This is a genomic window from Pseudomonas marginalis (assembly GCF_008692035.1).
Classification (GTDB): Bacteria; Pseudomonadota; Gammaproteobacteria; order Pseudomonadales; family Pseudomonadaceae; genus Aquipseudomonas; species Aquipseudomonas marginalis.
Window position 1 is genome coordinate 146,403 of sequence record NZ_VTFG01000001.1, and the last position, 20,098, is coordinate 166,500.

The following is a 20,098-nucleotide window of genomic DNA, read 5'->3' on the forward strand; positions in this document are numbered from 1 at the left end:
AACCTGACACTCGGCTATCGGAGGCAAGCCTCCTCCCACTTTTTTTCGCTATACCCTGTAACGGCATTTCATGCGATCTTCCCGTCATTCGCCCTGGAGTCGCCTGGATGCCCTAATCTTTAAAGATTAGGCGACGTTCAGTTAAATCGATCGACTGAAAAAGCTGACAGCGAAAAGCTTGCTTGTTGACCAATGGCCATATTAGCCAAGGCATCCCCAATAGCCGGCGCAAATTTAAATCCGTGTCCTGAGCACGCAGAAGCGAAATAGGTTGACTCCAGTGCTTTAGAGTGTCCTATCAAAAAAGATTCATCGCGACTCATTGTATAGAAACAGTTCTTTGCTTGTGTCGGGATACCTTCAAGTTTAGGGAATATGGACTCTATGATTGGGGGGATTTCCGTTATATATCTATGTTGTACGGGAACATTTTCCCAGCCGGGGAGCGAGGGACTTTGCTGCCTATTGTGAAAGCCGATTTTTACGTCGGGTTCATTACTGACTATTGAGGGAACGCCGTAGAGAAGTCCGCCATCCTGCCTCTCGTAAAGAAAAATGGGAAATTGTTCTTGAGAAAATGGAGTTTCGCAGCCTGCTTTTGGTTTGAACCAATAAATTGGTACTCGACGTGGTTCTAGGAACCTAGTGAGCTCCGGCATAAGGTTGGTAGTGATCCACGGTCCTGTTGTGACTATTACCGAGCCAGCAAAATAAATACATCCACTTTTGGTCGTTACACGCACGCCAGTGCCATGTTTCTCGAGTTTTACGACATTGTTGCCGAATTCAGTGAAAGCGCCATTTAGAACGGCATCGTTCAGCATTGCCAGTCTCGCCTCGCTGGCCGAAATTGCATATGCACCAGGCTCGTAAACAACTGCCATCTCATCCTGTATGTTGAATGCTGGCAAATGCTTTCTAGCATCTGAAGCGATCCATACCTCGTGCTCAATTTTTCCCTTTTTCGCGGTTTCAATGCTTCCGGACACTATACGGCTGGATTTATCTCCGATGAAAACTCCTCCCGTGCGAAACAGCAGGTGTCTTTGAGTTACTTGCTCCAGTTCTTTCCACAGCAAAACAGCGTGATTAAGTAGTTGAAGATATTTTTCGCCCTCCCAGTACGCCCGGCGAAATATCCTCGACGCTCCATGGGAGGATCCGTGGCAATGGCTGGGGCCGGATGCGTCGATTCCTAATGATCGGGTGCATTTTGATGCGACTCTCCACAACGCAGCAGCCCCCATAATCCCAAGGCCGATAACGATAACGTCATAGCTTCTGTTCATTTGTGAGTCCTGTTTTTAGAATTTTGGATACTTGTAGTTTTATAAGTTGTGAGGGCGATTAAAATGCTAATTATTATAAGTGGTTATTCTGGTGGTGTGTCTGATGTCTTTTAAGTGTGTGTGAGTATTGAAACTAAAATAAGCGTGGCGGGCAGTATGAATTGTAGGAGGCCAGTTAGGGATAGCGGTATTTTTCCTGTTGAGTAAGACAGCATTAATAAAGGAACTATGGATACTCCGCCCGCCAGCCAGATTAGCTTGTTTGAGTGGGTGAAAAAATCGCTGGGATACATAACTGGAAGGCTGAATGCTAGAGTAGCTATTGCTAGGCATGCAGTTAAGAATATGGTTTCTACAAGCAGTCCGCTTACCATGTCTAAGGGGGTGAGTTTTTTGATGTAGGTGTAAAGCCCCCATGTTGTGGAAATTATAATGTAAGTCAAATGGTTTAGGTTGTTGGAGGATATGATTAGCGCGATTATGAGGCTGAGTGCGATTAGTGCGGAGAGGGCTTTTTTAAAAGTGATTGACTCGTGGTAAAGTGTTATCCCTAAGGCAATAGAAAAGAAAGGAGCTAACAGGTAGCCAAGGCCACTTTCTAAAAAAAGCCCGTGAATGGAGGCCCAGATGAAAGATCCCCAATTTACTGCGATGAGTAACGAAGCAATGCAATGTAGAAAAACTAATTTTATAGTGAGTTTTTTTATGTTTCTTTTTTGACGAAACAAACCGACGAAAAGAGTGAGGATGGCAGCGGATAGTGTGATTCGATAGGCGATCAATGTTATGGGCGAAATATCGCTGAGCTCTCTCCAGTAAAGAGATGAGATCCCCAGGAGAAAGTTTGCCAGTCCACATAGAAATATGGAAAGCGCGTGCGTTGATCTAGATGTTTTATATGCGCTCATGATCGGTTATTTCTGGTGATGAGAAAATTCGATAATTTCATATGACCAGTAAATATCGCCATTTTTATCGGTGGAGTATGTGGCTAAATCCAAAGCCTGCCACTTTTCAAACTCTAATTTTAAGTGTTTCTCTAGTGCTTTCCAGTGCGTTGAATAATGAATAAGTGGGAGCGTGTGTCGCTCAATTAGTTTATAGGTTAATGGAAGGGCGTTGCTATATTTTTGGTTGTACCTTTCCAAAATGTCGCGTATTCCTACCAGCGAGTTTAACCCGACAATTGCTACCCCTGTGGGGTTAAGATATTTTGGTAACTCATTAAGAAAGCGGCTTATAACCTCATCACCGTAGAACATACTGTGTATGGGCAACTGGCCTGTCCGGCCTCGGGTTTCCAATCGCTGAATCAGTGATCGAGAGGGTGTTCGCCAACCAGGAGGGTTAAAAACGATAGTTTGGAATCGTTGTTCCGAAAGACCATCAAATAAATCACTCACAAAAAAGGAAATGGTCGGTTGTTTGAAGTTGAGATGTTCGTTGATTTTTGCCTGTGCAATGGATTTTTCGCAGATATCTGTAGCTGTAATATCATTGCCACCGAGCTTGCGCATCAATAGCGCAAGGACTCCACTTCCTGTGCCAATATCCAAAAAACTGCTATTGAGGTTTTTTGGATTTAATGATTGTACTAGGTAATTTCCTAGTCTTATGCCTGCACGGCTCACTTTAAAGACGTCAGGAGCCTGAGTCAGGCTCACGCTTTGCCCTAAGCCAAAATAAATTTTATAGGGCTCATCAAGACATTTCTTGCAGTTATTTTCAACGTGAAAATTACCTGCCGAGCCATGATCAATTAATCCCAGCATACCTAAGGTCTCCGTCCAAGTTCTCTTGAGCGTGCACAGGCGTATTTCAGCCCGTCCATAATGATTGCTTGTACCTTTTTCTCCTTGAAAAAACTTATGGCTTTTTCTGTTGTTCCATTTGGCGTCATGACGTTTTCACAAATTTTTGCTGGCGACTCTTTATACGACTCCAGAAGCGCTGAGGATCCTCGCAGAGTTTGCGCAACCATGGAATAAGCGTCAGGTTTGTCGAAGCCTGCCATCAAAGCGTACTCAATAAGAGCTTGTGCAAAGTAAGAAACGTAGGCGGGACCTCCGCCTACCAACGCTGTGGCATCGTCAATGAGCTTTTCCTCTTCCACGATGAGAAAACTACCGAGTTTCGAGAATAGTTCGTTAACGACTCGCCTGTTTTTCTGCATAGTTCGGGGTGCGTACATTAATACACTCATGCCTTCGTTGACAGCGCAAGAAAGATTTGGAATGGCTCGGCAGACTTGGGAGGTTTCAAGATGGCCTACTAGATCAGATAGATTGATTCCTGCCATGACTGAAACTGTTATTCCGGCATGATGCTTAATCTGCGAATTGATTTCTGCGAATTTTATAAATGCTTGGGGTGGGATGGCCAGAATCATGACTTTCGAAGCTGAGTGCTCTGGCAAGCTGTTTAGTACATGGATGCCCATATCTTCCATTTCTTTGTCGTGGACATGATCAAGGTCAATAGCTGCTATCGATATGTTTGGAGATGATTGTATTAAACCGGTAGCGATTGCATACCCCATATGGCCCGCCCCAATAATTGAAACGTCTTTTGCTATGGTCATGATTAATTTCCTATTGGCTTTCGCTTACAGCCTCGTACTAAATTTTGTTATTTTCAAAGCAATCACGTCCCAAAGACATGTAGTACATTTCTTTTGGTCTTGGATCGTGAGCGTGTTTAGACTGAGTGGTTTGAATTGTTCGTGATGTTTGTAATGTGTTTAGACGCTTCTTCAGAATTATCTGAAGGAAGTTGTATATGCTAATACCCCTCAGTTAAAACTCTCCTGTCTGTGGTTTTCGAATCACTGTGCCATTGCCCGAATATTTTTTCTGCGCTATACCCGCAACCTCTATTTCATGCGATCTTCCCGTCATTCGCCCTGGAGTCGCCTGGATGCCCTCATTTATCGCTGATCACCCGATGCTGTGCGCCGTGGCGCTGATCTTTATCGACATCGCCGTGTGGCGCCTGATCTCTGCCGACCTGGCCAATTGGAAGCTGGCTGCGCGACTGGCGATTTTTGCCGTGTTCAGTGCCGTGCTGTTCAACGACGGCATGAACCCCATGCAACTTGCGCCCTATGCCGACAGTACCGCCTTGCACCTGGCCGCCACGGCCCTGCAGATCGGCTGGTGGCTGTTTGCGGCGCGCACGCTGACGGTGTTGCTGGGCGCGGTGATGATGCAGCGGGTGGGTCACACCGGGCGGTTGTTGCAGGACTTGATGGGCGCGGTGATTTTCCTCATCGCGATCATCGCCGCCATGGCCTACGTGCTCGACCTGCCGGTCAAGGGCGTGCTGGCCACCTCCGGCGCGGTGGCGATCATCGTCGGCCTGGCGTTGCAAAGTACCCTCAGCGATGTGTTTTCCGGGATCGTGCTCAACACCACCAAGCCTTATCAGATCGATGACTGGATCTCCATCGACGGCACCGAAGGGCGGGTCACCGACATCGACTGGCGCGCCACGCGCCTGCAAACCTCCCAGGGCAGCCTGGCGGTGATCCCCAACTCCCTGGCGGCCAAGGCCAAGATCATCAACTTTTCGCGCCCGGCGGATATGTTCGGCCTGGCGGTCAGCCTGCAGGTCAGCCCCCATGCGCGCCCGCAAACCGTGATCGAGGCGCTGGAGCGTGCGATGCAGGGGTGTCGGCCACTGTTGGCCAAGCCGGCGCCGAGCGTGGCGTTCAAGACCTCTGCCAGTGGCGGCGTGGAGTATGAAATCAGCGGCTTCGTGCCAGCCATGGCCCTCAAGCGCGAGGTGCGCAACCAGCTCTATGACCTGGCGTTCCGGCACCTGCAGGCGGCGGGCGTGGCTGTGCTGTCCGCCACCGAAAGCAGCGCGCCGCCGGCCATGTCCGCCGCGCGGGCGTTGCTGGAGCGGTCGTCGATTTTCTCCACCCTGCGCCAGGAAGAGAAAGACACCTTCAGCCAGAACATGACCCTGCACACCTACCGCGCCGGCGAGATGATCCTGCCGGCGGGGGAGGTCAGCGATCATTTGTTTATCGTCGAGTCCGGTGTGGTTTCGGTGATGTTGACCAAGGGCGGCCATGTATTCGAAGCCGGGCGCATGGGGCCGGGAGAAGTGATTGGCGAGGCCGGGATCTTGTCCGACCAGGCCGCGCTGGCGGACTTTTCCGCCAAGACCTTCTGCACGCTGTACCGCATCGAGAATGAATACTTGAAACCGTGCCTGGACGCGCGTCACGACATCGGCGAGGCGATGAAGGCGCTGCTGGATTTCCGCCTGCACGCCGCCCAGGTCCTGACCCAGGAAGCGCCGGTGGTGCCGGTGAAAAAGGGCTTTTTGCAGTGGTTGCGCAAGCGCGGTCTGTGAGAGGCGAGGGCCTGGAAGTGCTGTACTCGAGGTCGAATGATCGCCAATGTGGGTTTCTTGACTGTCTCTGACCACGTGAGGGCTCGACCTTGATTCGACTCACCGACTACATCGCCAACCTTGCTCAATCCCCCTTGGCCCCGTGGGCCGGCCTGGCGCCCTGGGCCCTGGTCGCCCAGGCGCCGGCCGTTGTTCGTCAGATGCTCGCCGAACTGCCGGCCGACGACTACCGCGTGCACGACGAAGTCGCCATCCACCGTACCGCCATCGTCGAACCCGGTGCCTTGCTCAAGCCGCCCCTGATCATCGGCGCCCATTGCTTTATCGCCAGCGGCTCGCTGCTGCGCGGTGGGTGCTGGGTGGATGAGCACTGCATCATCGGCCCCGGCGCCGAACTGAAAACCACCTTCATGTTCAGCGGCAGCAAACTGGCTCACTTCAACTTTGTCGGTGATTCAGTGCTGGGCCATGGGGTCAACCTCGAGGCGGGAAGTATCGTCGCCAACTACCGCAACGAGCGGGACGACAAGGAAGTACTGGTACGGGTTGACGGGGTGTTGCAGCGCAGCGGCTGCGACAAGTTCGGCGCGTTGCTGGGGGATCAATGCCGGATCGGCGCTAACGCGGTGCTGGCGCCTGGGGCGCTGTTGGTGCCAGGCAGTGTCGTGGGGCGTGGGCGGGTTTTTGATGCCGAGGCGTCGGTATAAACGCGAAGTTGAAAAGATCATGGTGTCCCGGCACGATATTAAATAGAATGAATCTCATTTGAGACTCAATCGCGCCGTGCAGGTTGTTGCCATGACTGATGCTGTTGTCCCCACGCACGCTTCTGAACTGACGCTATCGAGCTTGTACCGTGACCATCGCAGTTGGCTGGAAAGCTGGCTGCGGCGGCGCCTGGGCAACGCCTGGGATGCGGCCGACCTGAGCCAGGATACGTTCCTGCGGGTGCTTGCCAGTGCGCAGCCGATTGCGCAGATGCAGGAACCCCGGGCGTACCTGGTAACGGTGGGCAAGCGCCTGCTGGTGAATTTTCATCAGCGCCGCAGTTTGGAACAGGCGTATCTGAATGCCCTGGCCACCTTGCCCGACACCTGTGTGCCGTCGCCCGAACAGCGCTGGCTGGTGCTGGAAACCCTGCAAGCCCTGGATGAATTGCTCGACGGCTTGCCCGTGCTGGTGCGCCGTGCGTTTCTATGGAGCCAGCTGGAAGGCCTGGGTTACCGCGAGATTGCCGAGCGCCTTGACGTGTCCGAACGTACGGTGAAGCGCTACATGGCCCAGGCCTACGAGCATTGCCTGCTGGTGGAGCTGTGAGCCGCGACGTCGCGCGCGCCGCCGCCCAGTGGCTGGCGCTGCTCGAATCCGGCGCGGCCACCGAGCGCGATCACGTCGCCTTGCAGCACTGGCGCGACAGCCATCCCCAGCATGAACAGACCTGGCAAAGAGCCCAAACCCTGCGCCAGCGTTTCAGCGATTTGCCCCAGGCGCTCGCCATGGCCAGCCTCGACCGCCCGCAACCGGGGCGACGTGCCGTGCTCAAGCGCGCCCTGGGGGGGGCGGCGCTGGTGCCGGCGGCCTGGCTGATCAGCCGCCAGTTGCCCATCGACGCCTGGCGTGCCGATTTGCACACCGCTACCGGCGAACGCAAACGCCTGCCGTTGGCCGAGGGGGGCAGCCTGCAACTCAATACCGCTACAGCCGTAGACGTGGACCTGGCACAACGGCGCATCACCCTGGTCGACGGTGAGCTGGCGCTGAACGTTCCGGGTACGGCGGCGATGACGGTGCAAACCCGCTACGGCCAATTGCTCGTCAGCCAGGCCGAGGTGTGCGTGCGTCAACTGCCTTCCGGCTGCCTGGTGTCGGTGCTCAAGGGCACGGTGCAGGTGCGTGATTTGCGCGCAAACCTGGCGACATTGCAGGGGGGCCAGCAAGCGCCGTTGAAAGCCGCCGGGCTTGGCGCCTCGGTGCCCTTCGATGTGCTGCAATTAGGCTGGCGCGACGGCGTGTTGACCGCACAGAACCAGTTGCTGGGGGATTTTCTGCGCGAGCTGGAACGCTATCGTCCGGGCGTATTGCGCTGGGATCCCAGCCTGGAAACGCTGCGGGTGACCGGCAGTTTTCGCCTGGATGACACCGACCGCATCCTCAACCTGCTGGCCTCGACCCTGGGGCTGGAGGTGCAAGCTCGAACCCGCTATTGGGTGAGCCTGCGCAAGGCGGCATGATGCGGTTTTGTGGCCAGCCTGCTTGTTGCGGTGAACAAGCTTATTGTGCTGAGCGGGCTTGCTGTGGTGAGCGGGCTTGCCCCGCGCTGGGCTGCGCAGCAGCCCCAATCAGGCTCCCTGTGTTCTGTCAGGTAAACCGCAGCGCCTGGTTTTGGGTCTGCTTCGCAGCCCAGCGCGGGGCAAGCCCGCTCACCACAGGTTACGAGTAGTCCTCAGATCACGTGGGGCGTGGAGGTGCAATCTCGAATGCGTTATCGGGTGAGCTTGCGCAAGCTTATTGTGGTGAGCGGGATTGCCACAGGTTACGAGTAGTCCTCAGATCACGTGGGCACGCTGCAACTCGGTCAAGGCCCGCGCCTTGAGCCGGGCCAGCAACGGATCACGCCGATCCCTCGGGTGCGGCAGGTCGATCGTCAGCTCCTGGCGGATGCTGCTGGGCCGGTTGTCCATCACCAGCACCCGGTCACTCAGGTACAGCGCTTCGTCCACATCATGGGTCACCAGCAACAGGGCGATGGCGTGGTGCGCGGCCAGTTGCAGCAGCAAGTCCTGGAGCTTCATGCGGGTGAAGGCATCCACCGCACTGAACGGTTCGTCGAGCAGCAACACCTGCGGACGTGAATACAGGCCGCGTGCGATCGCCACCCGCTGTGCCATGCCGCCGGACAACGCCTTGGGCAGCGCCTGGGCGAAGCCCTTGAGGCCGACTTCCTCGATCAATTGTGTGACCCAGGCCCTGTCGTAGCGGTTGTCATCGCTGAAACCAATGTTCTGCTCCACCGTGAGCCAGGGCATCAGGCGCGGTTCCTGGAACACGAACGCCACGTCGCCGTCAGGGCTGCGCAGTTCGCCCTGGAAGTCCTTTTCCAACCCGGCGACGATCCGCAGCAGGGTACTTTTGCCACAGCCACTGGGGCCCAGAAGGCTGACCGCTTCGCGCGGCTGCAAGGCCAGGCGTACGTCTTTCAACACGGTGGTGCTGGCAAAGCTTTTACGCTCCACCCGAATGTCCAATAACGGCTGCGTACTCATTGTTCCGCTCCTTGGCCGGTGAAGGTGTCGCGCCAGGCCAGGCAGCGTTTCTCCAGCGCCGCGAGCAGGCCGTCGCTGACCTTGCCCAGTAGCGCCAATACGATGATGGCGGCCAGCACAATGTCGGGCCGTGAGGTTTCCCGCCCATCGCTGAGCAGGTAACCCAAACCCTTGGTCGCCGCGATCAGTTCGGCCGCCACGAGGAACATCCACGCCAGGCTCAAGCCACTGCGCAGCCCGGTGAACAGGCCGGGCAGGGCCGCGGGCAGCAGGATCCGGCGCACCAGGCGGCGGCGACTGAAACCGTACATTTGCCCGACTTCCACCAGCTTGCGATCAATATCGCGAATCGCCGCGACGCCATTGAGGTACACCGGGAAAAACGCGCCAATGGCGATCAGCACAATCTTCGAGGTTTCATCGATGCCCAGCCAAAGCAGCAGCAAGGGCACCCAGGCCAGGCTCGGGATCGAACGCAGGCCGGCGAAGGTCGGCTCCAGGTAGGCTTCGGCTTCACGGCTCAAACCGACCCAGGCGGCAAACACCAGGGCCAGGCTGGCGCCGATGGCAAAGCCCAGCAGCACGCGGGCGAGGCTGGCGCTGATGTGTTTCCACAAGGCGCCCTCGGCCAGGTCGGTGAGGGTCACGGCGATCTCGCTGGGGGCCGGCATCTGGTAGGACGGCAGCCAGCCCACCCGCACGACCACTTCCAGGATCAACAGTATCAGCACCGGCAGGACCAGGCCTTTGAACCGTCGTGGCCAGGCGCTGCGCTGGCTGACCGCGGGGACCGGAAGGGGCAATGCCTGGCTTTTGCTGGTCATCGCGCGCCCCTTATTGCTTCGACAGGGTTTGGCCGAACGAAGGGTCGATCAGTTGATCGATCACCTGGTCCACATTCACCCCGCGACGCACCAATTCCTCGGACACCAGGATCGGCGCCGCCGCCTTCGACGACTGCACATCCTTGGCGCTCAACAACGGCGTGCTCAGATCGGTGCGCGACAATTGCAGCTTGGCCACTTCCAGCGGCAGGCCGGATTCATCCGCCAGCAACCTGGCGAATTCATCGGGGTGCTTCACCGCCCAATCCCGGGCTTTTTCATACGCCCCGAGCACCTTGGTGATGGTCTGTGGGTGCGCCTTGGCGAACTGCTCGGTGACGCTCACCACGCCATAGCTGTTGAAATCCTTGTTGCGGTACAGCAGGCGCGAACCGGCCTGGATTTCACTCGCGGCCATGTGCGGGTCGAGGCCGGCCCAGGCGTCCACGTCACCTTTTTCCAGGGCGGTGCGGCCGTCCGGGTGTTGCAGGTGCACCAGTTCCACGTCGTCTTTTTTCAGCCCGGCCTGTTGCAGGCTGCGCAGGGTGAACAGGTACGGGTCGGTGCCTTTGGTCGCGGCGATTTTCTTGCCCTTCAGGTCGCTGACGCTGTTGAGCGGCGAGTCCTTGCGCACCACCAGGGCGGTCCACTCGGCGCGGCTGTAGACGTACACCGATTTGATCGGGCTGCCATTGGCGCGGCTCAACACGGCGGACAAGCTGGCGGACGAAGCGAAATCCACGCCGCCGCTGTTGAGGTATTCCAGGGAGCGGTTGCTGCCCTGGCTGAGTACCCAGCCGACCTTGCTGTGGGGCAGGGCCTGTTCCAGCCAGCCGAAGTGCTTGAGCACCAGGCTGACCGGCGAGTAGTAGGCGTAGTCGAGGTTGACTTCGGCGGGATCGGTTTCGGCGGCATAGGCATGTGCCTGCAGGCTCAGGATGAGGGCGCAGGCGCCGAGTAGACGCTGGGTGAAGGGTTTCATGGAACAGCTCCGGACAAGGCGTTGAGAGAAGGCTTTTCTTATATTCAGAAAGATGATTTTTAATGTCTCATCATGCTTTACAGGAATATGCAGTCTCTATGCCAAGGTTACCGCTACCCCGCGTAGAGATCGTCTTAACCGTAAATATCGCCTTATCCAAATCCGCAGCTGCTACGGGGGTAGCAAATTGTTGATCGGCTGTTGGTGGGGCAACAGTGCGCATATATTTTTATGGAATAAATAAAGAGTTATATATTCCTTTTAATGTTCTGCGTGATGGCGCACTTTGAGGGCCTGCGCATTCGTGCGGATTGACCCAACAGCCAAAAGGAAAGCCGACATGACCATTAAAGCGATCAACGTGCGCAACCAGTTCAAGGGTGTGATCAAGGAAATCCTGCTGGGGGAGGTGGTGTCCGAAATCGACGTGCAAACCGCGTCCGGCATCGTCACCTCGGTGATCACCACCCGCTCGGTGCGTGACCTGGAATTGAAGGTGGGCAGCGAAGTGATTGCCTTCGTGAAGTCCACCGAAGTGTCCATCGCCAAGCTGTGAAGCCCACCGGATGTGGGAGCGCTGCTCCCACATCCATAAAGCCTGCCTCAGCGTTGCTGCAGCGCACGCTCCATACGTTGCAGACCCTCTTCCAGCAAAGCCCGTGGGCAGCCGAAGTTCAGGCGCACGAACTGCTGGCTGTCGTCACCGAATTCGATCCCCGCACTCAGCCCGACCTTGGCCTGTTCGAGGAAGAACTGCTGTGGGTCGTCCAGGCCCAGGGCGCTGCAGTCCAGCCAGGCGAGGAAGGTGCCTTGCGGCGCATGCATCACCACGCCGGGCAAACGGGTTTGCACGGCGTCGAGAAGGTAATCGCGGTTGGCTTGCAGGTAGTGCTTCAGCGCGTCGAGCCATTCACCGCACTGGCTGTAGGCAGCGCGGGTGGCTTCCAGCCCCAGGGGGCTGACGCTGTCGACCATGCCGCAGCGGGCCTGGTTGAAGCGCTCGCGGATCTCGGCGTTCTGGATCACCGCAAAGCAGGTCTTCAGGCCGGCCACGTTGTAGGCCTTGCTCGCCGACATCAGCGTGATGGTGCGCTGGGCAATCTCAGGGCTAAGGCTGGCGGTGGGGATGTGGCGGCGGCCGTCGAAGCACAGTTCGGCGTGGATTTCGTCGCTGATGATCAGCGCGCCGTTTTCCAGGCAGGCAGTGGCCAGGGCCAGCAGTTCTTCGCGGGGGAAGACCTTGCCGATCGGGTTGTGCGGGTTGCTCAGCAGCAGTGCGCCGGCGCCGCTCAGGGCCTCGCGCAGGGCGGGCATGGGGGTGACGTATTCAGCGTTGTTCAATTCGAACGGTACTTCGATGCGCGGCAGGTTCCAGTGGCCGGGCGCCAGGCGAATCGGCCGGTAGTTGGGGGTTTGCAGCACCACCGGCTGGCCCGGTTGGACGAAGGCGTGCAGCGCCATATTGAAGCCAGGCTCAACGCCGGGCAGGAACAGCAGGTCGTCGGGCTGCACGCGCCAGGCGTACTTGGCCCACAGGTCGGCCACGATGGCCTCGCGTACATCCGGGCCGGCCACGCTGTAGCCGAGAATCTGCTGGTCGAGGCGCGCGTGCAGGGCCTGCAGCACGGCGGGCGGCGCGGCGATGTCCATGTCGGCGATCCACATCGGCAACACATCGGCCGGGTAGCGGTTCCACTTGGTGCTGCCGGTGCCGAGGCGGGGGTGGATCGTGTCGAAATCAAAGCTCATGAAGGGGCTCGTGTCAGGGAGGGCAGGCGGGAATGGCGATGATTCTAACGGGATAAAATCCAGATGCCAGCCCCGTCTTTACAGGCCCTGGCTGCCCCGAATCAAGTCATACGCCTTGCGCGCAATCGGGTTCGCCGTATTCGGCCGAATCCACAGGTAATACGTGACCTCCGGCAACCTCGGCAACCCATCCGTTTCGCCCAGCACGCGCATGTCCGGGCCGAGCATTTCCATGCTGCGCGGCGTCACCCCCAGGCCCGCGCGAGTGGCCGCTTTAATCCCGATCAGGTTCGACGCCAGGTACGCCTGGCGCCAGGGAATGTTCGCCCGTTCCAGCGCCTCCAGCGCGTAGCGCCGGTAGATGCTCGGCTCATCCACCAGGATCAGCGGCAGCGGCTCGCTCGGCTGGTGGATGTACTGCGCCGAACAGATCCACCACACCGGCGACGTACGCAGCGCAAAGCCTTCCAGGTTCGGGTCGGCGCGGGTGGAGATCACCATGTCCACCTTGCCCCGGTGCAGGTCGTCCATCAGGAACGGACTGCGGCCCACGTCGATCTCCAGGCGCAGGCGCGGCGCCGAGCGGGCGATATGGCTGAGGATCGGCGGCAGGATGGTGTCGGCAATATCGTGGGGCGAGCCGATGCGCAGCACACCGCTCAGGCTGCTCTCGCGCAGGGAATTCAAGGCATCGTCATTCAGCGCCAGCATCTGCCGCGCATGACGCAGCAGTTGCAGGCCGGGCTCGGTCAGTTGTTTTTGCCGGCCGCGCTTCTCGAACAGGCTGACCCCCACTTGCTGCTCCAGGCGCTGCATATGCTGGGTCACGGACGACTGGGTGCGCGCCAGGTGCGTGCCGGCTTCGGCGAAACTGTGGTGGTCGACCACGGCGATAAAGGTGCGCAGGAGTTCAAGGTCGAGGGTCGACATGGCCATTTCCAGGGGCGGTTTTATATCAAGGACGTGAAGTTAAACATTACAGATATTTATGCTTTTCTGAAGATTATTTTTGCGTGGGTCAATAAATAAAGGGTTATGCCAAAAACGAAGGCGGGGTAGACACGGCAAGTTATAATGATATGAGATATTTGCATTTCCGTTGCCCGCGCACTCTCCCTAGCATGCCCCTCCATCAGGTCGGGGTACGCCGATCATTCGCCAGGGGGAAGTCCAATGATGTTGAAGAAATGGTTGCCGGTGGCCCTGGGGTCGATGATCGCCCTGGGCGGCAGTGTGGCGGCGCAGGCCGATGCGACCCTGGACAAGATCGAGCAGCGCCATGTGCTGGTGGTGGGCGTGTTGTTGTCCGGCGGGCCGTTTGGCAGCATCGATCCGGCCACGCAACAGCCCAAGGGCTTGAACGTCGACCTGGCCAATGAGCTGGGCCGTCAACTCAAGGCCGAAGTGCAACTGGTGCCGGTATTGCCGGCCAACCGTGTGCAGTTCCTGCAGCAGGGCAAGGTCGACCTGCTCATCGCCAATATGGAATGGACCGCCGAACGCGGTGAAATCCTCGGCTTCGTGCCGACGCCGTTCTACCGCGTCGGCGGTGCGGCTGCGGTGCTCAAAGACAGCCAGATCACCCGCTGGGAAGACCTCAAGGACCAACCCGTGTGCACCTCCCAGGGCAGCAGCTACGTCAAGCCGCTGACCGGGTTCGGCGCGCAGCTCAAGGCGTTCAAGAGCTCGTCCGAATCGCTGCTGGCCCTGCGGGGCAACAACTGCGTCGCGGCGGTACACGACTCTACCCTGATCAACCCGTTGATCAACGACAGTGCCGAATGGAAGGACTACCGCGTCCTTGGTCCGGAACTCAACCCGGCACCGTCGGTGATCTGGACCCGTCGTGGCGAGAATGACACCCAGGCCAGGCTCGACCCGATCGTCAAGGAACTGCACCGCAGCGGCTGGCTGATCAACGCCCAGACCCGCAACCGCATCAGTCCGGCATCACCGGCCCTGGTGGAATTGCAGAAACAGTTCAAGGGCGCCTGAGCATGAACCTGAGAACCTTCACCGCACTCGGCCTGGCCCTGTGCGCGGGCCTCGCCCATGCCGACGCCACCCTCGACAAGATCCAGCAACGCCACGTCGTCAGCGTCGGCGTGATCCTCAGCGGTCCGCCGTTCGGCACCATTGATCCCAAGACCGGCGAACACCTGGGCTACAACGTCGAGCTGGCCAAAGGCATCGGCCAGGCGCTGGGTGTCGAGACCCAGACTGTCTCGGTGCTGGCGCCCAACCGCGTGCAGTTCCTGCAACAGGGCAAGGTCGACATCCTGATCGCCAATATGCAGTTCACCGAAGAGCGCGCCGAAATCCTCGACTACGTGCCTACGCCCTATGAAGAAGTCGGCGGCGCTGCGTTGATTCGCAAAGGCGCCGGCATCCAGCAGTGGGCCGACCTCAAGGGCCAGCCGGTGTGCGTGTCCCAGGGCAGCAACTTCATCAAGCCTTTGCAGGAGATCTACGGCGCACAGATCAAGGCGTTCCGCAGCCAATCCGAATCGCTGCTCTCGCTGCGTGGCAATGGTTGCGTGGCCGCCGTACATGTCAGCCCGACCATGCATGCGCTGCTCAGCGATGCCGAGTGGGCCGGTTATGAAATCCCGTTGCCTGGCGATTTGATCCCGTCGAAATCGGTGATCTGGATTCGCAAGGGCGAGCACGACACCCAGGCCAGACTCGATGCCATCGTGAAGGGCTGGCATAAAAGCGGCTTCCTGATCGCCCTCGGCGAGCGCACCGGCATGGCGCCGTCCCAGGCCTTGCGCGACCTGCATGAGCAGTTCAGCCATGAGTGATGCGCTGTTCGCCACCTTGCAACAACTGCTCGGCGCGGCCCATGTACAAACCAGTGATGAGGCGGCGCACCGCCTCACCGATAAACAGGGGCGCTACAGCGGGCGGGTGGTTGCGGCGGTGCACCCAGGGAATACCGAAGAAGTTGCCGCGGTGGTGCGCGCCTGTGTGGCGTTGAAAGCGCCCATCGTGGTGCAGGGCGGCAACACTGGCCTGATGGCCGGCGCGACGCCGGATGCCAGCGGGCGCTCGGTGTTGCTGTTGCTCGACCGCATGAACCGTGTGCGCAATGTCGATACCGACAATGACACCCTCACGGTAGAAGCCGGCTGCATCCTGCAAAACATCCAGGACCTGGCCCGCGAGGCCGGCCGTCTGTTTCCGTTGAGCCTGGGCGCCGAAGGCAGTTGCACCCTCGGCGGCAACCTCGGCACCAATGCCGGCGGCACCGCAGTGCTGCGCTATGGCAACACCCGTGAGCTGACCCTGGGCCTGGAGGTCGTCACCGCCGAAGGCGAGATATGGGATGGCCTGCGCGGTTTGCGCAAGGACAATACCGGCTACGACCTGCGCGACCTGTACATCGGCAGCGAAGGCACCCTTGGCATTATTACTGCCGCCACCTTGAAGTTGTTCCCGCTGCCCAAGGCCCAGGCCACCGCACTGTTGGCCTTTGATGAGCTGGCCCAGGCGGTGGCGTTCCTGTCCCACGCCCGTGCCGGTTTTGGCGCCAATCTCACCGCTTTCGAATTACTCAGCGCCGATTGCCTGGCCTTGCTGCGCGACCAGTTCCCTGAAGGCCCCCAGCCGTTCAGCAGCGCGCGCCAACCCTGGTTTGCCTTGATCGAACTCTCGGATAACCATGGCGAAAGCCATGCCCGCGAGGCTTTTGAACACGTGCTTGGCGAAGCCTTCGAGCACGAATTGATCGCCGACGCCCTGATCGCCGAAAGCCTGGCGCAAAGCGACGCCTTGTGGCTGCTGCGCGAGAACATGAGTGAGGCGCAGAAACGTGCCGGGGGCAACATGAAGCACGACATCTCGGTGCCGATTTCTCAGGTGGTGGCCTTCGTTGCCCACACCGATGCAGTGCTCCAGGAACATTTCCCCGGCGTGCGCAACTTCACCTTTGGCCATCTGGGCGACGGCAACCTGCATTACAACGTGGCCCATCCGCTGGATTCGACGGTGGAGGCGCATATGGCCCATTACGCGCAATTGAGCGCGCTGGTGCATGACAGCGCCAACGCCCACGGCGGTTCGATCAGCGCCGAGCATGGCATCGGCCAGCGCAAGGTCGGCCTGCTCGGCCGCTATAAAAGCCCGGTGGAGCTGGACCTGATGCGCCGCATCAAGCAGGCGCTGGATCCGCACAACCTGCTCAACCCCGGCAAAGTCCTCGAGGTTCAGCCATGACCGTACGCCTGTCCCGGCGCGTGCAGCGAGTGTCGCTGTCCGCCAACGCCGCGGCCAAATCCCGCGCGACTGAATTGCGCGATGCCGGTCGCGACATCCTCGACCTCACCACCGGCGAGCCGGATTTCGACACGCCCGAGCACATCAAGCAGGCCGCCTGCGCAGCCATCGCTGCCGGTGCGACCAAATACACACCGACGCCGGGCGTTAAAGCCTTGCGCGTCGCGGTGCAGCGCAAGCTGGCCGAAGAAAACCAACTCGACTACCCGCTGGCGTCCATCGTGATTGCCAATGGCGCCAAGCAGATCATCTTCAATGCCTTCGCCGCTACCCTGGATGACGGTGATGAAGTGCTGGTGCCGACGCCGTACTGGCCGTCTTTCCCGGACAGCGTGCGTTTCAATGGCGGCGAACCGGTGTTTATCGAATGCGACCTGGAGCAGGGCTGCAAGCTGCTGCCGGCGCAATTGGAGCAGCACATCGGCGCACGCACACGCTGGCTGATCCTCAATGGCCCCGGCAACCCCAGTGGCGCGGTGTACAGCGAAGCCGAGCTGCAGGCGCTGGCCGAGGTGCTGCGGCGTCATTCCCACGTATTGATCCTGCTGGACGAGCTGTATGAACACATCCGCTTCGATGGTCGCCCGGCGCAGAGCCTGTTGAATGTCGCGCCGGATTTGCAGGCGCGCTGCCTGCTGGTGGGCGGCGTGTCCAAGACCTACGCCATGACCGGCTGGCGCATCGGCTTTGGGGCGGGGCCGAAAACCCTCACCGACGCCATGGCGGTGGTGCAATCCCAATCCACTTCCGGCGCCTCATCGGTGGGGCAGGCGGCAGCGTTGGCGGCGTATACCGGCGGGTTGGACTTCCTCGCGGAGCAGGTCGCAGCCTATCAATTGCGCCGCGACATGCTGGTCGAGGCGCTGAAAAACATCGATGGACTGGACGTACTCGAGCCCCAAGGCGGCTTCTTCGTCTTCGTGCGTTGCGCCGGGCTGGTGGGGCGTTCTCGTCCGGACGGCCAGCGTATCGACAATGACGCCGATGTGGTGGCCTGGTTGCTGGAGGAAGGCGTGGCCGGCGTGGCGGGCAGTGCCTATGGCCTGTCGCCGTGGTTCCGCCTGTCCATCGCCACCGCGACCGACAGCGTTGCCGAAGCCGGGCGGCGTATCGCGACAGCCTGCGGAAAATTGCAATGATGGAGCTTTTCGTCGATTGGGCCGCGCGTATCGGCCTGAACTACACCTTCCTGCTCGACGCCTATCAGCGCGGCAGCCTGGTCCAGGGCGCGCTGACCACCGGCCTGCTGTGCCTGTTCACGATCCTCGGCAGCTTGCTGGCGGGGATCACGCTGGCGGCGATGCTGACTTCAGGCAACCTCTGGCTGGCCAAGCCGGCGCGGGTGTTCGTGGAAGTCACGCGCAACACGCCGACACTGGTGCAGCTGTACTGCGCGTTCCTGGTGTTGAACATGCTGTTGACCCAGGCGGTCGGCGCGGCCAACCCGCTGACGCCGTTCGCCTGGGTGGTGATCGTGATCTCGCTGCACAAGGGCGCGTTCCATGCCGAGGCCTTGCGCGCCGGCATCGAAGCGGCGCCCGCCGTCACGCTGGAGGCCGCCAGCTCCCTGGCCTTCAGCCGCCGCCAGTTGCTGTGGAATGTGCAGTTGCCCCTGGCGCTGCGCTTTGCCTTGCCATCGCTGATCAACAACCTGATCGACCTGGTGAAGATGACCGCCGTGGCCTCCGCGATTGCGGTGGGCGACATCACCTACGCGGCGATCATGATCTGGACCCAGAGTGACAACGTGCTGGAGCTGATGCTCCTGATCCTGAGCTTTTTCGGCCTGCTGAGTTTTATCGTCAATTGTGTGGGGCGCTGGCTTGAAGCGCGCCTGAGGATGCCCGGCTATGGCCATTGATTCATTTCCCGTGCTGTCGGCGTTGTGGCAATGGTCGCCGGCGCTGGTCGCAGGCTTTGGCCAGAACATTCTGATCAGCCTGCTGGCGATCGGCATTGGTTCGGTGCTGGGCCTGTTGATCGGTGCATTGGCATTGTCGCCCCTGGGCTTTGTGGCGCGGCTGTGGGTGCAGGTGTTTCGTAATGCGCCATGGCTGGTGCTGATCTACTTCACCACCTATGTGTTCCCGTTCGAGATCCGGATCGGCAGCGGCTACGTGTCGTTCCCCGACTGGGTCAAGGTCACTATCGGCCTGGCCTTGCCGGCCAGCGCCAATGTCGCGGAAATCTTCCGTGGCGCCATCGGTTCGATCCCCAGCACCCAATGGGAAGCCGCGCGGTCCCTGGCGTTCACCCGTGGCCAGCTGTTTCGCTCGATCATCCTGCCGCAGTGCTTCAAGCGCATGTTGCCGCCGTGGATGAACCTCTACGCGGTGGTCACCATGGGCACCGCGCTGGCCTCGCTGGTGGGCGTGCATGATGTGATCGACACCGCGCAGATCGCCAGCAACACCGTGAACATGACCGGCTTTACCGTGGTGATCTACCTGAGCCTGCTGGTGCTGTTCTTTGCGTACTGCTACCCGATTTCCCGCCTGACCCAACACCTGGAGCGCCGTTATGCCTTCTACTGAACCCCTGGTGAGCCTGCGGGATGTGCACTTGTCGTTCGGCGCCAACCCGGTGCTCAAGGGCATCGACCTCGACGTGCTGCGCGGCCAGGCCGTGTCGATCATCGGCCCGTCGGGCTCGGGCAAGTCCACGATCCTGCGCTGCATCACCGGGCTGTTGCAGCCCCAGCGCGGCAGCATTCGCGTGGACCAGACCCAGGTCGACAGCCTGGTCCAGGAAGCCCAGCGCATCGAGTTGCGCAAGCGCGTCGGCTTTGTGTTCCAGCAATACAACCTGTTCCCGCACTTGTCGGTGCTGGAAAACCTGGTGATCGCCCCGCGCAAGGTGCTCGGTCGCAGCCGTGCCGATGCGGAAAAAGACGCGCGGGCGCTGCTGGCCAAGGTGCGCATGGAGCACAAGGCCGATGCGTACCCGGGCCAGTTGTCCGGCGGCCAGCAGCAGCGCGTGGCGATTGCCCGCGCCCTGGCGATGCGCCCGGAGCTGATCCTGTTTGACGAAGTGACCTCGGCGCTCGACCCGGAAACCGTCGGCGAAGTGCTGACGGTGATCCGCGAGTTGACCGAAGAGGGCATGACCTGCGTGCTGGTCACCCACGAAATGCGCTTCGCCGAAGAGATCAGCGACGTCGTGTACTTCACCGAAAACGGCGTGATTGTCGAGCATGGCAGCGCCGCGCAGATCTTCCAGAACCCTGGCAACGAACGCACCCAGACGTTCCTGCGCCATGCCTTGGGCGATTCGGGGCGCCGTGGCCCCATCCACCATGACCCGTACCTGTTGACCCATTTGAGCCGTTACAGCCTGTCAGTCTGATAAGAG

The 20,098-nt window shown here is 59.4% G+C and carries 21 protein-coding genes; 12 read left to right on the forward strand and 9 right to left on the reverse strand.

Annotated features, from left to right (window positions below; all coding sequences use genetic code 11):
- Positions 1-137 precede the first annotated feature (137 nt).
- From solA to proC, 4 genes are all read right to left on the reverse strand, one after another.
- On the reverse strand, positions 138-1,289 hold the full coding sequence (gene solA / locus FX984_RS00595; protein ID WP_146476487.1) for an N-methyl-L-tryptophan oxidase: 1,152 nt from the start codon (positions 1,287-1,289) through the stop codon (positions 138-140).
- A gap of 110 nt (positions 1,290-1,399) precedes the next feature.
- Entirely contained in the window at positions 1,400-2,197 is a 798-nt protein-coding gene (locus FX984_RS00600; protein WP_146476486.1) for an EamA family transporter, read from the reverse strand.
- 6 nt (positions 2,198-2,203) lie between these two features.
- Positions 2,204-3,061: a methyltransferase gene (locus FX984_RS00605; protein WP_098479648.1), complete on the reverse strand. Its 858-nt coding sequence runs from the start codon at positions 3,059-3,061 to the stop codon at positions 2,204-2,206.
- Positions 3,062-3,063: 2 nt separating this feature from the next.
- The gene (gene proC / locus FX984_RS00610) at positions 3,064-3,870 is read right to left on the reverse strand and encodes a pyrroline-5-carboxylate reductase (protein WP_098479647.1); all 807 of its coding nucleotides are present in this window, start codon (positions 3,868-3,870) and stop codon (positions 3,064-3,066) included.
- Between the two features lie 335 nt (positions 3,871-4,205).
- Here proC and FX984_RS00615 point away from each other — a divergent pair, with 335 nt between their 5' ends.
- The 4 genes from FX984_RS00615 (at position 4,206) to FX984_RS00630 (ending at position 7,882) form a co-directional block, all read left to right on the forward strand.
- Positions 4,206-5,651 carry a mechanosensitive ion channel family protein gene (locus tag FX984_RS00615; RefSeq protein WP_027607932.1) on the forward strand — a complete coding sequence of 482 codons (1,446 nt, stop codon included), beginning with the start codon at positions 4,206-4,208 and terminating at the stop codon, positions 5,649-5,651.
- An 89-nt stretch (positions 5,652-5,740) separates the two neighbouring features.
- On the forward strand, positions 5,741-6,358 hold the full coding sequence (locus FX984_RS00620) for an LbetaH domain-containing protein (RefSeq protein WP_146476485.1): 618 nt from the start codon (positions 5,741-5,743) through the stop codon (positions 6,356-6,358).
- Between the two features lie 91 nt (positions 6,359-6,449).
- Positions 6,450-6,968, forward strand: a complete 519-nt coding sequence (locus FX984_RS00625) for a sigma-70 family RNA polymerase sigma factor (RefSeq protein WP_146476484.1) — start codon at positions 6,450-6,452, stop codon at positions 6,966-6,968.
- Positions 6,965-7,882, forward strand: coding sequence for a DUF4880 domain-containing protein (locus tag FX984_RS00630; protein WP_146476483.1), 918 nt, complete (start codon positions 6,965-6,967; stop codon positions 7,880-7,882). The genes FX984_RS00625 and FX984_RS00630 overlap by 4 nt, the downstream gene beginning before the upstream one ends.
- Before the next feature lie 315 nt (positions 7,883-8,197).
- Here FX984_RS00630 and FX984_RS00635 read toward each other — a convergent pair whose 3' ends face one another.
- The 3 genes from FX984_RS00635 to FX984_RS00645 are packed head-to-tail and all read right to left on the reverse strand — an operon-like array spanning position 8,198 to position 10,720.
- On the reverse strand, positions 8,198-8,914 hold the full coding sequence (locus FX984_RS00635; protein WP_027607928.1) for an ABC transporter ATP-binding protein: 717 nt from the start codon (positions 8,912-8,914) through the stop codon (positions 8,198-8,200).
- A complete protein-coding gene (locus FX984_RS00640; RefSeq protein ID WP_027607927.1) occupies positions 8,911-9,738 on the reverse strand; it encodes an ABC transporter permease in 828 nt (275 codons plus the stop codon). The genes FX984_RS00635 and FX984_RS00640 overlap by 4 nt, the downstream gene beginning before the upstream one ends.
- A 10-nt stretch (positions 9,739-9,748) precedes the next feature.
- Positions 9,749-10,720: an aliphatic sulfonate ABC transporter substrate-binding protein gene (locus FX984_RS00645; protein ID WP_027607926.1), complete on the reverse strand. Its 972-nt coding sequence runs from the start codon at positions 10,718-10,720 to the stop codon at positions 9,749-9,751.
- Positions 10,721-11,060: 340 nt separating this feature from the next.
- Here FX984_RS00645 and FX984_RS00650 point away from each other — a divergent pair, with 340 nt between their 5' ends.
- On the forward strand, positions 11,061-11,276 hold the full coding sequence (locus tag FX984_RS00650; RefSeq protein WP_003173733.1) for a TOBE domain-containing protein: 216 nt from the start codon (positions 11,061-11,063) through the stop codon (positions 11,274-11,276).
- Between the two features lie 47 nt (positions 11,277-11,323).
- Here FX984_RS00650 and FX984_RS00655 read toward each other — a convergent pair whose 3' ends face one another.
- Together FX984_RS00655 and FX984_RS00660 are read right to left on the reverse strand one after the other, a co-directional pair.
- Entirely contained in the window at positions 11,324-12,469 is a 1,146-nt protein-coding gene (locus tag FX984_RS00655) for a MalY/PatB family protein (protein WP_027607925.1), read from the reverse strand.
- Positions 12,470-12,547: 78 nt separating this feature from the next.
- The gene (locus FX984_RS00660) at positions 12,548-13,399 is read right to left on the reverse strand and encodes a LysR substrate-binding domain-containing protein (RefSeq protein WP_370671275.1); all 852 of its coding nucleotides are present in this window, start codon (positions 13,397-13,399) and stop codon (positions 12,548-12,550) included.
- Between the two features lie 243 nt (positions 13,400-13,642).
- Here FX984_RS00660 and FX984_RS00665 point away from each other — a divergent pair, with 243 nt between their 5' ends.
- Genes FX984_RS00665 through FX984_RS00695 form a run of 7 tightly spaced genes read left to right on the forward strand, consistent with a single transcriptional unit; the run spans position 13,643 to position 20,092 of the window.
- Positions 13,643-14,464: a transporter substrate-binding domain-containing protein gene (locus tag FX984_RS00665; RefSeq protein WP_098479644.1), complete on the forward strand. Its 822-nt coding sequence runs from the start codon at positions 13,643-13,645 to the stop codon at positions 14,462-14,464.
- A gap of 2 nt (positions 14,465-14,466) precedes the next feature.
- Positions 14,467-15,273: a transporter substrate-binding domain-containing protein gene (locus FX984_RS00670; protein WP_146476482.1), complete on the forward strand. Its 807-nt coding sequence runs from the start codon at positions 14,467-14,469 to the stop codon at positions 15,271-15,273.
- Positions 15,266-16,687: an FAD-binding oxidoreductase gene (locus FX984_RS00675; protein WP_146476481.1), complete on the forward strand. Its 1,422-nt coding sequence runs from the start codon at positions 15,266-15,268 to the stop codon at positions 16,685-16,687. Before FX984_RS00670 ends, FX984_RS00675 begins: the two co-directional genes overlap by 8 nt.
- Positions 16,684-17,886 (forward strand): aminotransferase class I/II-fold pyridoxal phosphate-dependent enzyme, encoded by a 1,203-nt coding sequence (locus FX984_RS00680; RefSeq protein ID WP_146476480.1) that lies wholly within the window; start codon positions 16,684-16,686, stop codon positions 17,884-17,886. Before FX984_RS00675 ends, FX984_RS00680 begins: the two co-directional genes overlap by 4 nt.
- Positions 17,883-18,608, forward strand: coding sequence for an amino acid ABC transporter permease (locus tag FX984_RS00685; RefSeq protein ID WP_146476479.1), 726 nt, complete (start codon positions 17,883-17,885; stop codon positions 18,606-18,608). The genes FX984_RS00680 and FX984_RS00685 overlap by 4 nt, the downstream gene beginning before the upstream one ends.
- On the forward strand, positions 18,598-19,281 hold the full coding sequence (locus FX984_RS00690; RefSeq protein ID WP_027607918.1) for an amino acid ABC transporter permease: 684 nt from the start codon (positions 18,598-18,600) through the stop codon (positions 19,279-19,281). The genes FX984_RS00685 and FX984_RS00690 overlap by 11 nt, the downstream gene beginning before the upstream one ends.
- Positions 19,268-20,092, forward strand: coding sequence for an amino acid ABC transporter ATP-binding protein (locus FX984_RS00695; protein WP_027607917.1), 825 nt, complete (start codon positions 19,268-19,270; stop codon positions 20,090-20,092). Before FX984_RS00690 ends, FX984_RS00695 begins: the two co-directional genes overlap by 14 nt.
- Positions 20,093-20,098 lie beyond the last annotated feature (6 nt).